Raw genomic sequence first — 14,660 nt, forward strand, 5'->3', positions numbered from 1 at the left:
TAACCTGGCTTTTTTTATTTAAAAGTAGTATCAGTTCCGGTCTTCAAGTACACCCTTTTTCTGTAATACAAGCATAAATCCCACACAAAGAATCAGCTGCAATACAGAGGACATTGGGGTTGCCAGTCCGATGTGGAACAAGGAGGGCCTGGCCTGGATACTCATGATGTAAGATACCGGCACTCTGACACAAAAGGCACCGATAATTCCCTGTACCATAACGAATCTTGTCTTGCCAATACCATTGTAAAATCCGGTGTAGCAGAAGAAAATGGCAGTAAACAGACAGTCAATGGCGTAAGCCTTCAGGTAATCAGCTGCGGCCAGGATAACTTCTTTGTCAGAGGAGAAAATGCCCGCCAGTACATTTCCATGGAAAAAGGTAATTACGAACATTACCACACCAACAGAGAATGATACCAGGATGCCATAGTGGAGCGCTTTTTTTGCCCGGTGCATATGCCCTGCGCCGTAGTTCTGGGCTACAAAGGCAGACATGGACTGCATAAAAGCAGAGGAGATCAGCATGATAAAAGCACAGACCTTTTCTGCCACGCCTACACCTGCGGAGGCGATAACTCCCATGGCATTTACGATAGCCAGAATGATCAGGAAGGAAATGCTTACCAGAAGATCCTGCAACGCGATCGGTGCACCGAAGCCCACCATTTTACACAGATAGGCTTTGTGAATCCGGATATTTTTCCTCTTTAAAACAAAGGGCAGCTCTTTTTTACTGATAAAAAGCAGGGATGCCACCACACTTATGGCCTGGGCAAACACAGTGGCAATCGCAGCTCCTGCTGTGCCAAGGTGGAAAACAGCGCATAAAAGCAGGTCTCCGGCAATGTTAAATACACAGGCGATAGCGACTGTGATAAGTGGTGTGTTGGAGTCGCCAAGACCACGGAAAATACAGCCGATCAGGTTGTAAGCTACGATGACCAGCATACCGCCGCCGCAGATCCGGATATAATCGACAGTTTTCTGGAAGGCTTCCTCAGGCGCATTCATCATACGGCTGATCCCGGGGGCAAAGATCACCATAATGATGGACATTACCACTGCAATTATGGCAAACATGAGAATTGCAGTTCCTACGGTGTGCCCGCCTTCTTCCCGTTTTCCACTTCCAATCTGCTGTCCAAGCAAAATGGTCGTTCCCATTGCAAAGCTGCTGATCAGGTTTGTCAGGGTGGACATGATCTGGGAACCGGTAGATACGGCGGATACATCAGCTGAGGACGCAAATTTTCCTACAATGAGCAGATCCACAGCACCATACATAGCCTGGAGAAATAAGGCAAGCAATACCGGAAATGCAAATAAGATCAAGGGCTGCAGGATTTTTCCTTCAGTGAAGGATGTGTTTTTCTTCATTGGAACCTCCTTAAATTTACTAGGTAAATCGTTGTTTCTTTGTATTTGAGGGGGCACAGGCTCAAAAGCATTATTGGGTAAAATGGATAAAGCTTTTGGGCCTTTTTTCTTAATATCAAAAAAGCTGGATAGGAAAGCAGACATCTCAGTCTGCCATCTTATCCAGCTATTGTTTCTAATTGAACAAATTGCCCTCCGATGAACACTCACGATTATATAGGATACAATTTTTATTGTCAATTTCTATTTGTTTATTTTTACAGCACTTTGTGTCCTGTGGCTGCTTCGAAATGGTATTTCACGATTCCAAGGTCGATTTTGGAATAAAAACCATTTAAGGCTTTGGCAGTTACTTTCCCATTTTTCAGCTCAAACAGGAATTTTTGCTGGTTCATGGCAGTGGGAGCCAGGCTGACAGCTTCCATTCCTTTAAGAAACCAGTCGGTATCCTGGTCTGCTTTGCTAAGCTCAGACAGCCCCTTACTTTTGTGGGGAACACCTGGGTTTGCCCCATAGCCAAGGGAGAGAACGATCAGAAGCTTCTGACCTTTTTCGATTTTTGCCTTTGTTTTACCGTGGGTCATAGCTACCCAGCAGGTATTCAGTCCCAGGCTCTGGCATTCCAGAACCAGTTTTTCCCCATAATATCCGGCTTTTTCCTGATCCTGCCTGGAACCTACGATAGCGATATAGTTGGAGACACCTTTAAATTTTCCGTAGTGGGCCATAAAGGAATCAAAGCAATCTGGCTCATCGAAAAATACCTGCATATGCAAGCCACTTTCCTGATTGAGTTCGGAAATGCTCTCAGTAAGTGTGCTTCTTAATTCTGGTGTGATCGGCTGGTCTTTGTATTGACGTACACTATGTCTTTCTTTCATTAACTGTAAAATGTCCATGAATCATTTTCCTTTCTCATATAATATTTTCCTAACTTAATTCTCTGGTGACTTACAGAATACCACAGTAAGAAAAACTTACGGTAAACTATAAAGGCAGATACACAGAAAAAGCGGCGCCTTCACCAGGCTGGCTTTTTACAGTAATGGTGCCCTGGCAAAGATCTATGATCCGCTTAACCAGTGCCAGTCCAAGTCCATTTCCTTCTGCCTGCCTGGAATTGTCACCCTGGTAAAATTTTTCAAAAATGTGTTTTTGCATTTCGGGAGTCATGCCATCTCCATGATCGGTAATGATTACCGATATTCCTGTTTCCATGCGGGAAATCGTTACCTGAATGGTGCCACCGGCAGGTGAGTGCTTGATCGCATTATCCAGAATGTTGATCCACACCTGTGACAGGAGTGTTTCACTGCCATAATACATCTGCCTGGGAAGCTCCATGTCAAATTCAATATTCTTGTCAGCCCACTTTCCTTCCAGTGTCAGGATGGCTTTTCGGATCTGTTCGTCCAGCCGGAAATCTTTTTTATCCACGATCATTTCCTGATTTTCCAGCTTGGAAAGTGTGAGAATGTTGGTGGATAAATTAGTAAGGCGTCTGGAATTATCCAGAATGATCCGCACATAACGGTCATATTTCTCCTGGGTCAGATTTGGATTTTGAAGCAAGGTTGCATATCCTTCAATGGCCGCGATGGGGGTTTTAAATTCGTGGGAAACATTGGCAACAAAATCACTTCTGAGAGTTTCTATGTGGGAAAGATCATGGGCCATGGCATTGAAATGCAGCGCCATTTCCCGAATCTCATCCACCTTCTGATCGGTGGGAATCCTTACGGAAAAATTCCCCCTGGAAAGCTCGTTAAAAGCGTCCCGCATAGTCTGGATCGGCTGGATCATCAACTTTCCCACAAACAATGCAATGATGGTTCCAAGCAGTGTGCTGCCAAGGCAAAGCAGCAGAATTGGAATGTGCTTGGTCTGAGGATCTACATGGATCAGCTTCAGCTGGAACAGGGCGAGCCAGATCAGGGTAATGAAGGTGAAAACGCCGAAAATAGTGGCAAAAATAATTCCGGTAAAGTACAGCCAGAGCCTGGAGTGGGGTTTTCTATTCAACTTTTTTCACCGCCTTATAACCAAGTCCACGTATGGTAACGATCTCGAAGTCAGAGCAGTCAGAGAAACGGTCACGCAGACGATTGATGTGTGTGTTAATGGTACGCTCATCCGTCTCGGAAAACATTCCCCAGATTTCATCCATAAGCTGCTGGCGTGTAAAAATCTTATTGGGATAGGAAAGCAGTTTATAAAGTAAGTAAAATTCTTTTTGGGGAAGAATGGTCTCTTTGCCATGAATGGTTACGGTCAGTGCATCATAATTCAGCACGGTAGAACCGATGGTGATCTTCTTTTCGCTGGAGATCTTTGCCCGGCGAAGCAAGGCTTCTACCCGCAGAACCAGTTCCCGGACATCAACAGGTTTCACCATATAGTCATCGGTTCCGGCACGGAACCCCTGCTGCATATCGGCAAACTGATCCTTGGCTGTTACCATCAAAATGGGAGTCTCCCATTTGGAATCGCGAAGAGTTCTGGTAAGCTCATAGCCATCCATATTTGGCATCATGATATCTGCGACGATCAGATCGATATATTCTTTTTCCATAATATCCAAAGCCTCTAATCCATCAGAAGCCGGGAGACAGCGATAGCCGCTGTCAGATAAAACCGTGCAGAACAGCTCTCGCATGTCTGGGTTATCTTCTGCTACAAGTATATTAAACATAAGGAAACCTCTCTTTTGGGTGTGGTTAGATTGAAGTATGTCATGAAAAAATTCTGCAGTCTGTGAGCTTGGTTTGTCCACATATTTTGTGTTACTGGGTATGGCGTAAACGGTTACTATCTGGCAGTGTGGGACATACTCCGGATTTAACACAAGTATATCATAGGAAGGACAAACCAAGATAAACAAAATACATATCTGGCACATTTTATAGAGGATTTTTTCGTTTATTTTCAGTTTATGGTGACGTGTCCTTGAGTTTACCTGAGCATGTTATAGTCGGGAACGTGGCTGACGGATCGTGAAACAGCATAACTGTGAAACAATCTGTGACAGTAAAGAAGGCGCGAAAGCTACCGAAAAGTGTGGCGTGCTCTGACATCATATTCTCACGAAAGGAAATATACGACATGCTTCAGTTAAAAAACATTGTAAAAACCTATGTCACCGGTGAAGTGAAGCAGGATGCTCTCAAAGGTGTATCCATAGGCTTCCGGGAAAATGAGTTTGTGTCGATTCTGGGACAAAGCGGTTCTGGCAAAACAACCATGTTAAATATTATCGGCGGACTGGACCGGTATGACAGCGGTGATCTGATCATCAATGGCGTTTCGACCAAAAAGTATAAGGATTCAGACTGGGATTATTACCGGAATAATTCCATTGGTTTCGTGTTTCAAAGCTACAATCTGATCCCGCATCAGAGTGTGCTTGTGAATGTAGAGCTGGCACTGACTCTGGCTGGTGTTTCCAAAAAGGAACGGCGGCAGAGGGCGATTGAGGTGCTGGAAAAAGTAGGGCTGAAAGACCATATCCACAAAAAGCCCAATCAGATGTCCGGTGGCCAGATGCAGCGTGTGGCGATTGCCAGGGCGCTGATCAACAATCCGGATATCCTGCTGGCGGATGAAACGACAGGAGCCTTGGATAGTGAAACCAGTGTGCAGATCATGGAACTGTTAAAGGAGATTGCGAAGGATAAGCTGGTTATTATGGTAACCCATAACCCGGAACTGGCAGAGCGGTATTCTACCAGACTTGTAAAGCTGCTGGACGGCCAGATCGTCAGTGATTCCAATCCATATACACCAGATGAGACGCCTGCCGTCCCGCAGAAGCGAAAGAAAATTTCCATGTCCTTTTCCACGGCACTGTCTCTCAGCTTCGATAATCTGCGCACCAAAAAAGGACGCACCTTGCTTACCTCTGTGGCTGGTTCAATTGGAATTATCGGGATTGCATTAATCCTGGCTCTTTCAACAGGAATGAGCACCTATATTTCCGATATCCAGAAGGATACCATGGCTTCTTATCCCCTGACCATCAGTGCCCAGATCATTGATATTTCCAGTGTGATGGGACAGCGGAGGGAAATGATAGAGAGCAGGCGTGACACAGATGGGGAAAATACGGAATCTGCAAGCCTTTCTGCAGTTTACGCGGATTATTCAGATATGGAAGCCAGGGAAAAGATGGCCTCCAGTATTGTAGAAAACAATTTAACGGAGTTTAAGAAGTATCTGGATGACCCGGATAGTGAGATTCAGCAATATCTGGGAGAGCATGGTGTAAATTATACTTATGATGTGAACTTCCAGGTATATTCTAACAATAAAGATGGTGTATTGGTAAACAGTGATGCAGATACTGACGCGTTGCTTCTGGATGAAAGCGAAATGGACAGTATGGCAGGAATGGAGAGCCAGTCGGGTGTGAATAGCCAGTCAGCGGTGGGAAGTCAGTCAGCTGTGAGCAGTCAGGCAGGAATGATGTCCGCTGTTTTAGGAAATACCTCCTCTGGTGCTGAGAATTTCTCTGAACTGATGGCAGGCACAGATAATAAGACAGTCAGCCCGGTAGTAACAGATAATTATGACGTTTTATATGGAAGCTGGCCGGAGAATTATGACGAAGTGGTTCTTGTGCTGAATGAAAATAACGGAATCTCTGCGGGAACTTTATATCAGCTGGGGCTTATCACAGCTGAAGAATATGAATCTGCAGCAGAAAAAATAGAAGCGGAAGAAGAGGCAGAAAACGCGTCTATTTCCACGGCAGTTGGTTATACCTCAAAACTTACGGAGTACATTATTGACCATACAGATGAAAGTGCAGTGGTTACGGCACAGGAGGATACACCGGAAATCAATGTGCTGACAGGGCTGAGTTTTGATGTCGCGAATGATACAGCGCAGACAAGTCCTGTAATTGAATCATCAGATGCTGCAAAGGCATATAATGTCAAATCAACATATGAGAAAAATCTGGAAGCATTCGGAAAAGTCAGCTATGACGCACCTGCTTCTATCAGCATCTACGCTGATAGCTTCGAAAACAAAGAGGCAATTGCCGACTGTATTGCAGATTATAATGAAACAGCCGAGGAGGACGCACAGATCACTTATACAGACTATGTTGCACTGCTTACCTCTTCGATCACAACCATTATCAATGGAATATCCTATGTATTGATTGCGTTTGTTGCAATTTCCCTGATCGTTTCCTGTATCATGATTGGCATTATTACCCATATTTCTGTCATGGAACGGACAAAGGAGATCGGTATTCTGCGTGCTCTTGGAGCTTCGAAACGTAATATCTCCCAGGTATTTAACGCAGAAACCTTTATTATCGGTTGCTGTGCCGGAGTGCTGGGCATTGGAATTTCTTCCCTGCTGCTATTCCCGATCAATTCACTGATTGAGAAGATTTCCGGAATTTCAGGAATTACAGCCAGAATTCCAGCAGCATCAGCAGTTATCCTGATCGTGATCAGCATAGTGATCACACTGCTTGGCGGCCTGATTCCGGCGAAAAAGGCAGCGAAGAAAGATCCGGTTATTGCGCTGCGCACGGAGTGACGGGGCACTATTAAAGTAATGAAAAATGATTACCTAAAGCTAATTCCAATACCTACCGCGCCAGGCCCGGTATGAACACTGATGCTGGCAGAAAGTGGCTGATAAGCGATATCAGCATCCGGGAAAGCGGCATGCAGCAGCGCCAGCCATTCTTTTTGCTGGGAATTGGTCAGTCCGGCGCCTGCGGCTCCAATATGTAATCTGGACATATCCTGGCTGGCAAAGCGGTTTCTAAGGTCAGACTGAATGGCAAGGATCATTTTCTCCTCGGCTTTTTTCATGGAACCACGGGATTTGGCGTAAGAATCCAGCTTTTCTCCCTGTATCGTTAAGATCGGCTTGAGGGAAAGTATGGTTCCGATCAGAGCCGCCGCAGGTGTGATACGCCCGCCTTTTTTCAGGTATTCTAATGTATTTACGGCAAGATAGATGCTTGAATTGTAAGCATCGGCCTCTAAAACAGTTTTAATTTCCTGTGCAGAAGCGCCTGAAAGAGCAAGCTCCCGAGCCTGCAGAACGGACTCGTACATGGTAACAGAGATTCTGTGATTGTCAATAACCACTACTTTTCCATCGTATTCCTGGGCGTAGCCCATAGCGGCAGCACATGAGTTGGACAGACCGCTTGACATGGGAATATATACAAGCTCGTCATATCCATCATCCAGAATCTGATTCCACAAATCCATTACATCTCCAGGAGAAGGCTGGGAAGTGGTGATACATTTATCACTGGAAAGAGCCTGGAAAAACTCAGCCTCGGTGATATTATCATTTTCGTAAAAAGTTTTTTCTTCGATAATTACAGGCATATGTATTACATATATTCCAAGTTCTCTGGCGGTCTCCTTTGTGAGACCGCTGTTTGTGTCAGTCATGACAGCTGTTTTCATGATATTTTCCTCGCGCGGTTTTTGCATAATTGGTAACTGTTCAAGGCCAAGCGGATTTTGTATAAAAGCTATTTGGCGGCTAAACCTCAACGATAAAATGCGAAACATTTGAGAGGTTTGCTTGAACAGTTATATTTTAAGTAAAATGAATCAAAGTCGGATTGTAAAAAACAATAAATTGTTTTATAATGATGTTACAGATTGTAACACTAAACGAGAGGGATTTCAATATCATGGTATTAAAAAATGACAAATAAAAGGCAAAGCCAGACCAATATTCAAGTAAAACAGGACATGTATAAGGCATTATTGAAGCTGATGGGAGAGAAAGCATTTTCGGCAATTTCCGTTTCCGATATTACAGCAGAAGCGGACGTTTCGCGGATGGCATTTTACCGGAATTACAATGCTATTGAAGAGATTCTGACCGGACATCTGGAGGAAGTGGTAGAAGAGTATCGGGAAGAAGATGTGGCTTCCATAGATAATGAGAATGTATTTTACGATAAGAAATATATGCTTCACTGCTTTCAGTTTTTTTATGAACATCGTGAGTTTATAAATGGGTTGCTGTCAAGCGGGATGGGAGATCTGTTTCTGGCGAAAATAACAGAATATCTGGTTCACAAATGGGTAGATGAAAAAAGCGGAACAAGAGAAGAAATGCTGAAAATCTGCGCATTTGCCGGCTCTATTTATAATATGTACCGGGAATGGAGCCATGGGAAATTTAAGGAATCGCCGGAAGAAATTGCAGGGATTTTGTATGATCTGATGAAGTAATCAACAGCTGGAAAATATTTTATACGAATGAGGATGATAAAAGGCGTGATTCAGACAAAGAAAATGATTAAGGACACTTTCTGGGAAATACTGGAAGAGAAGCCATATAATAAGATTACAGTACAGGATATCGTAAATCGCTGCCATGTCAACCGGAATACATATTATTACCATTTCCAGGATATTCCCACCTTGATGACGGATTCGATCGAGGACTGGATGATGGATGTAATTCAAAAATATGGAACACTTGAATCACCGGTAGACTGTCTCACTTATATGGCACAGGAATGTATGAAAAGAAAAAAGGCATTTTTGCATCTGTTTCGTTCTGTACAGAAGGATGTTTTTTTATCCGGTTTAAGCAAAATGGGGGATGATATTATCCGCTCTTATGTAGAGAAGCTTGGAAAGTATGAGCGGGTTTCAAAAGCAGAGAAAGAAATACTCATCAAGTGCTACAAATGTGTATTTATAGGAAGCATTCTGGACTGGCTGGAAGAAGGAGCATCTTATAATCTGGAAGAACTATATGAAGAAATGTGTAAAATGTTTGCCGGATCTGGCAAACGTGTGCTGTCTGCATATAAGGAATAAAGTGGAATTTTATAGTTTTATGCAAGGGAAAACCTGCCCCCGTGGCCAGGTTTTTCCTTGCACTTTATGAAATATATAGTAGGAAGGAAAGAAAATCCAATATATTATTTAAGCTTTGGAATGTTTTTCATTGTATTTCTTACGGTTCTCTTCCCAGAGCTTATCCGCTACCGGTTTCCAGTGTTCTGCATAGTGGTCACATTTGGCACAGAGATGTTCGGCAGTTTCCGGTGACTGCATGTCGGTGGAGTGGGCGCCGGCAGAAGCAACCATTTCACGGAGCTTCTGGGGATTTTCCAGCATAGGACATGGACGAAGCATATTTTCATTGAAAGGCTGGTTCTTGTGGTACGCCATCATCATTGGAGAACGCAGGGCTTCCAGTAGAGATTTTTCCCGGATATTGGAATCTGAATAATGAATGAATACGCAGGGATCAATGTCACCATTGGCATTGATATGTAAATAGCGGTAGCCGCCGGCAATACATCCGCCCACATATTCTGCGTCATTCTGGAAATCCATTGCAAATAGTGGCTTTGTGGCACGGTAATGACGGATTTTTTCGTAAACGCCGGTCCGCTGCTCTGGCGAGGGGAGCAATTCCGGAGCAGCGTCATTTCCTACCGGCATATAATGAAAATACCATACAAAATAGGCACCCAGGTCAATCAGCGAATCGTAGAATTCTTCTGAAGTGATGGATTCATAATTTGCACTGGTATAACAACAGGAAATGCCATAGATCAGCTTTTTCTCGCGAAGAAGAGCCATCGCTTTTGTTACCTTCTGGTAAACGCCATCACCACGGCGGCCGTCGGTTGCCTCTTCAAATCCTTCAAGAGAAATAGCAGGAACAAAATTTCCCACGCGGAGCATTTCATCCGCGAATTCCTCATCGATCAAGGTTGCATTTGTGAAGCATAAGAATACACAGTCAGAGTGCTTTTCGCAGAGCCGGATCAGATCCTTTTTCCGCACAAGTGGTTCACCGCCAGTGTAGATATACATGTAGACACCAAGCTCTTTTCCCTGGCAGATAATATCATCGATCTCGTCATAAGTCAGATTAAGCTTGTGGCCGTACTCTGCGGCCCAGCATCCGGTGCAGTGCAGATTACATGCAGACGTGGGATCAAGAAGAATTGCCCAGGGAATATTACAGTCGTATTTCTCGCGGAGTTCTTCCTCTTTCGGCCAGCCAACCAGCGCTGCATTGATAAAAAAGTTCACAGCCAGTGTTTTGGCTACATTGGGATCAACTTCTGTAAAAATTTTGCGGATATAGGAATAATATGGGTGCTCCGGATTTTCAATTGCTTCCCGGATGGCTTTTCGCTGGGATGGAAAACCGCCTTTGGAAAATTTGTCAGCCCAGTCCATCAGCTTTCCCATGTTTTTATCCGGGTCCTTATAAATGTAGTTGAAGGTCTGTTCGATTCCAAGCTTCTTCAGTGTGTTTGCTGCATTCATAGTTATGATCTCCTTCTATAAATCTGTTATTTTGATAGCTCATTATCATTCAGGTAACGGTAATCAGGCAGCTGGGCAGTATGTCTTACAATGTAATGGCGCATACCTCCCTCTGCCAGAAGTGCACAGCCTGCAAAGAAAAGTGTATTTTTCAAAAGAACGATAACTCCAAAAGTGCCAGACACAATAGAAAACAAAAGAATATATTTCCATGAGGACAATCCAAATCTTCTGGAATCAAGTGCGGTCTGAATACTCAGGAGACTGTCAAGTAAAATAAGTGTGCCAAGTGCGGTGAGAAAGAATGAGGATTTAAATTTCTTTCCAATACATAACGTGGTAATTCCAAGCACGATTAAGAAGATTCCGCAGGCAAGGTCGTATTGAAAGGCCAGACAGTAGAGATCCTTCGAAAAATAGGCGATGATTTTAATAATGCCGTATGCGATTAAAATAATTCCGGCTAAGAATCTGCCATAGGACTGTATGAAATCCGGGAATATGATACAAAACAGTCCTGTGATATAAAAAACGATGGAAATCAGAATATAGCCGGTACATGCAAGCTTTATCTGCTTCAGAGTTATCACCTCGCTTGTTTGATTGGTATGAGGCTATCTTAAGACAGGAATTCAGATCAGACAATGGACAATTGAAGGGCTGGTATCCAAAAACCAGACAAAGAGACGCCGCCTGTCTAATTTATAATGGGTGGGAGTTTGCTATACTATAACCTGTTGAAAATTTTGATGTGAGGTAAAATAAGATGAAAGAAAAAACAGCCAGAATCATCCGGATCATAACGATTCCGCCCATTGAAGCGATGGTCATGCTTCTGATCCTGTATGGGTTTAGGAAAACTGAGTTTGGAAATGCAAAAAATTTACTGGTGGTAATAACATTTTTGACGATCATACCGCTTTGTGCATATCCGATCTCATCAATAATAAAAAAGAAAGGTGATACACGGGAAAGTCAGAGAAACATGGCATTTATTTTCAATTTTGCTGCATATCTTCTGGCAATGCTGACCGGATATTATATGGGATATTCCCCGATGCTGCAATGGATCTTGAATGATTATTTTCTGTCAGTTCTGGTACTGACCATTGTAAACAAAGGCTTTAAGATAAGGGCAAGCGGACATGCCTGCAGCTGTACACTGCCCTATTTGTTCCTGAGCTATTATTTTGGCGGATATGTGGCAGGAATTTGTGTGCTCTTTTATCTGGTGGAGCTTTGGGCTTCTGTGGAATTGAAAAGACATACCAGAAAGGAATTTTTCCTGGGAAGTATTGTGGCGTGTCTGGTATTTATGATTAGGCCATGAAATTTTTTTACTTTAAAAATGTTGGCGTAAACCTATATTAGTCCAACTGTTGTTTTTATAAAACGTGAGAAAAGAGACAAAATATGATCATAAAACGTGAAAAAAAGGATAAAATAATGCAAAAAAACGTGAAATCAAAATTGACACGGTGTTAGGAAGGATGGTAAACTCTTAGGAAAAGGGAGGGGCACCATGTATTTAAAAAGAAAAATTGATGATTATTTAATGGAGTGGAAAAGAAAGGAAGACCGCTTTCCGCTGATTATAAAAGGTGCAAGGCAGATTGGAAAAACAGAATCCATCAATCATTTTGCTGCACAGAATTACACAAGCGTTGTCTATATTAATTTTGTATTGGAACAGAAGTACAAAACCATATTAAGTGAAGGGTATGAAGTAGACGAGATCATCAAGAATATTTCCATGATAGATCCTTCAAAAAAATTTATTGAGGGAGATACCTTAATCATTTTTGATGAGTTACAGGAATACCCCGATATAGCCACATCTTTGAAAGCATTCAAAATAGACGGAAGGTTTGATGTTATATGCAGTGGCTCCTTACTTGGAATTAACTATAAAAAAATTCATAGCAACAGCGTGGGATATAAAATAGATTATGAAATGTTTTCTATGGACTTTGAAGAATTTTTGTGGGCAAAAGGCTATTCGGAAGAACATATCAGAGATATGTTAGAGCATATGCTTACTGGAAAAGCTTTTTCAGAAACGGAACTATCTGTTTACAGAAAATTGTTTTTAGAATATTGTGTGCTTGGGGGAATGCCGGCCGTCGTCCGGATATATATCGAGAAGAACGTTTTTACAGATACTCTGGAAATTCAGAAACAGATACAGCTGGATTATGAAGAAGATATCAGAAAGTATGCAGAAGGGCTGGATCAGACTAAAATTGTAAGCGTTTACCGTAATATACCAGTACAGCTTGCAAAAGAAAACAAGAAATTCCAATTGAGTAAAATAGATAAAAAAGCAAGAAGCAGGGAATACATGGGATGTATAACCTGGCTTGAGGATGCCGGGGTAGTATCTGTGTGCTATTGTCTCCAATATCCGGAACTCCCATTGAAAGGAAATTATGATGATTCGAAGTTTAAACTTTATTATCCGGATACTGGATTACTAATCGCGTCACTAGATGAAGAAGCGCAGGAGGATCTAAGGGCAAATAAGAATCTGGGGGTATATAAAGGCGCTCTATATGAGAATTTTGTTGCAGAAGCATTTAGAAAACAAGGATTGGGACTGTATTATTATAAAAAAGAAAATGCAACGCTGGAGGAAGATTTTTTTGTAAGGACGAAAGATGAACTGGTGCCGGTAGAAGTGAAAGCAAATAAAAACCGTTCTAAATCTTTACGGCAGTTAATATCGAATGATTCTTATGGGGACATTCACTGGGGCATAAAGCTTGCAGACAGTAATGTGGGAATAGAAGATGATATTTGCACGTTTCCATATTTCTGTGCATTCCTGTTGAAAAGATATCTGAGGGGAAGAGAAAAATAATTATATGTGTGATATAATGTTGCTGAAATATGGAGGGTGACATTATGATACGTGTTGCGATCGTTGAAGATAATCCGGCGGACAGAATGCAAATAGAGCAGCATACCAGAAGATTTTTTGCAGAGAATGAGGAAGCGGTTCAGATATATACATTTGGTAATGGTATTGATTTTTTAGAACATTATCGTGCCCATTATGATGTGATCTTTCTGGATATAGAGATGCCATTAATGGATGGGATGGAAACCGCTGAGAAAATAAGAAAACTGGACCCGTACGTTATACTTATCTTTGTTACGAATATGTCACAGCTGGCATTAAAGGCATACGAGGTAAACGCATACGATTTTATAGTAAAACCAATGGTATATTCCGCATTTGATTTTAAAATGCGAAAAGTAAAGCGAATTTTGGACAAACGGAAAAGAAAATTTGTAATGCTGCCGGTAAAAGGAGCATTGGCAAAAGTATCTACGGACGATATATATTATATTGAAGTAGAAAACCACCGTTTATATTGTCATACGAAGGAAGGGCGTTTTCTGTTAACCGCAGGAAGCCTATCGGGAATGGAAGAGAAGCTTGAAGGGGAGCATTTCTGCAAATGTAACAGTTGTTATCTTGTCAATTTACAGCATGTAACTGCTGTTGAGAAGGATTTTGCAGTTGTAAAAGATGTAAAGCTGGCAATAAGCAGGGCGAAGAAAAAAGGATTCATAAAAGCATTGACGGATTTTGTGGAGGAATATTAATGCTGTATTTTTACATTAGTTTTGGAATGCTGCTGCTGGCTGGCTTTATTTTCTTACTGTTCTTTTCAGAAAAAAAGTATAGAGTGCTGCTATTTTTGATGGAAGCAGTGCTTTCCATGGTATTTTATATATTTTTATGTGGACTTCTTTTATCAGAAGCGGATGGAATACCTAGAAATGAATTCCGGTTGGTAAGACCTGTTCTTTCCTATCTTTTTATTTTTATTGTTATAAAAACATGTAGTGGACTAAAAATCAGTGTCAGCGTATATTTAGCAGGATGGGCATACCTGCTTAGAGAATTGTGTTATGATTTTGGCGAAATTGCAGGCTCTTATCTTAAACTATGGGAAGATACGGAAGTGCATA

At 42.2% G+C, this 14,660-nt stretch carries 13 protein-coding genes; 6 read left to right on the forward strand and 7 right to left on the reverse strand.

The window, feature by feature from the left end:
* Positions 1 to 30: 30 nt before the first annotated feature.
* The 4 genes from ACTQWB_RS03880 to ACTQWB_RS03895 all read right to left on the reverse strand — a co-directional run bounded on the left by ACTQWB_RS03880 (position 31) and on the right by ACTQWB_RS03895 (position 4,072).
* The gene (locus ACTQWB_RS03880; protein WP_441500452.1) at positions 31 to 1,380 is read right to left on the reverse strand and encodes an MATE family efflux transporter; all 1,350 of its coding nucleotides are present in this window, start codon (positions 1,378 to 1,380) and stop codon (positions 31 to 33) included.
* A 257-nt stretch (positions 1,381 to 1,637) separates the two neighbouring features.
* Positions 1,638 to 2,279, reverse strand: a complete 642-nt coding sequence (locus tag ACTQWB_RS03885) for a nitroreductase family protein (protein ID WP_441500453.1) — start codon at positions 2,277 to 2,279, stop codon at positions 1,638 to 1,640.
* A gap of 88 nt (positions 2,280 to 2,367) precedes the next feature.
* Complete coding sequence (locus ACTQWB_RS03890; protein WP_441500454.1) at positions 2,368 to 3,402, reverse strand: HAMP domain-containing sensor histidine kinase; 1,035 nt, start codon at positions 3,400 to 3,402, stop codon at positions 2,368 to 2,370.
* Complete coding sequence (locus ACTQWB_RS03895) at positions 3,395 to 4,072, reverse strand: response regulator transcription factor (RefSeq protein ID WP_441500455.1); 678 nt, start codon at positions 4,070 to 4,072, stop codon at positions 3,395 to 3,397. Before ACTQWB_RS03895 ends, ACTQWB_RS03890 begins: the two co-directional genes overlap by 8 nt.
* A 410-nt stretch (positions 4,073 to 4,482) precedes the next feature.
* Between ACTQWB_RS03895 and ACTQWB_RS03900 the strand changes: the two genes are divergently transcribed.
* Positions 4,483 to 6,933: an ABC transporter ATP-binding protein/permease gene (locus ACTQWB_RS03900; protein WP_441500456.1), complete on the forward strand. Its 2,451-nt coding sequence runs from the start codon at positions 4,483 to 4,485 to the stop codon at positions 6,931 to 6,933.
* A 29-nt stretch (positions 6,934 to 6,962) separates the two neighbouring features.
* Here ACTQWB_RS03900 and ACTQWB_RS03905 read toward each other — a convergent pair whose 3' ends face one another.
* Positions 6,963 to 7,826 carry a DegV family protein gene (locus ACTQWB_RS03905; RefSeq protein WP_441500457.1) on the reverse strand — a complete coding sequence of 288 codons (864 nt, stop codon included), beginning with the start codon at positions 7,824 to 7,826 and terminating at the stop codon, positions 6,963 to 6,965.
* Positions 7,827 to 8,072: 246 nt separating this feature from the next.
* Between ACTQWB_RS03905 and ACTQWB_RS03910 the strand changes: the two genes are divergently transcribed.
* The gene (locus tag ACTQWB_RS03910) at positions 8,073 to 8,609 is read left to right on the forward strand and encodes a TetR/AcrR family transcriptional regulator (protein ID WP_441500458.1); all 537 of its coding nucleotides are present in this window, start codon (positions 8,073 to 8,075) and stop codon (positions 8,607 to 8,609) included.
* Between the two features lie 45 nt (positions 8,610 to 8,654).
* Positions 8,655 to 9,206 (forward strand): TetR/AcrR family transcriptional regulator, encoded by a 552-nt coding sequence (locus ACTQWB_RS03915; protein WP_441500459.1) that lies wholly within the window; start codon positions 8,655 to 8,657, stop codon positions 9,204 to 9,206.
* Between the two features lie 108 nt (positions 9,207 to 9,314).
* Here the strand turns inward: ACTQWB_RS03915 and ACTQWB_RS03920 are convergent, their stop codons facing one another.
* Together ACTQWB_RS03920 and ACTQWB_RS03925 are read right to left on the reverse strand one after the other, a co-directional pair.
* Entirely contained in the window at positions 9,315 to 10,679 is a 1,365-nt protein-coding gene (locus tag ACTQWB_RS03920; protein ID WP_441500460.1) for a radical SAM protein, read from the reverse strand.
* Positions 10,680 to 10,705: 26 nt separating this feature from the next.
* Positions 10,706 to 11,269, reverse strand: coding sequence for a DUF308 domain-containing protein (locus tag ACTQWB_RS03925; protein ID WP_441500461.1), 564 nt, complete (start codon positions 11,267 to 11,269; stop codon positions 10,706 to 10,708).
* Positions 11,270 to 11,445: 176 nt separating this feature from the next.
* On the opposite strand from ACTQWB_RS03925, the gene ACTQWB_RS03930 reads away from it, so the two are divergent.
* The 3 genes from ACTQWB_RS03930 to ACTQWB_RS03940 all read left to right on the forward strand — a co-directional run bounded on the left by ACTQWB_RS03930 (position 11,446) and on the right by ACTQWB_RS03940 (position 14,291).
* Positions 11,446 to 12,009, forward strand: coding sequence for a hypothetical protein (locus ACTQWB_RS03930; protein ID WP_441500462.1), 564 nt, complete (start codon positions 11,446 to 11,448; stop codon positions 12,007 to 12,009).
* A 192-nt stretch (positions 12,010 to 12,201) separates the two neighbouring features.
* Positions 12,202 to 13,539, forward strand: a complete 1,338-nt coding sequence (locus ACTQWB_RS03935; RefSeq protein ID WP_441500463.1) for an ATP-binding protein — start codon at positions 12,202 to 12,204, stop codon at positions 13,537 to 13,539.
* A gap of 44 nt (positions 13,540 to 13,583) precedes the next feature.
* Positions 13,584 to 14,291 (forward strand): LytR/AlgR family response regulator transcription factor, encoded by a 708-nt coding sequence (locus ACTQWB_RS03940; protein WP_441500464.1) that lies wholly within the window; start codon positions 13,584 to 13,586, stop codon positions 14,289 to 14,291.
* The last annotated feature ends 369 nt before the right edge of the window (positions 14,292 to 14,660 follow it).

It is taken from the genome of Blautia sp. HCP3S3_H10_2, assembly GCF_052122375.1.
GTDB lineage: Bacteria > Bacillota > Clostridia > Lachnospirales > Lachnospiraceae > Blautia_A.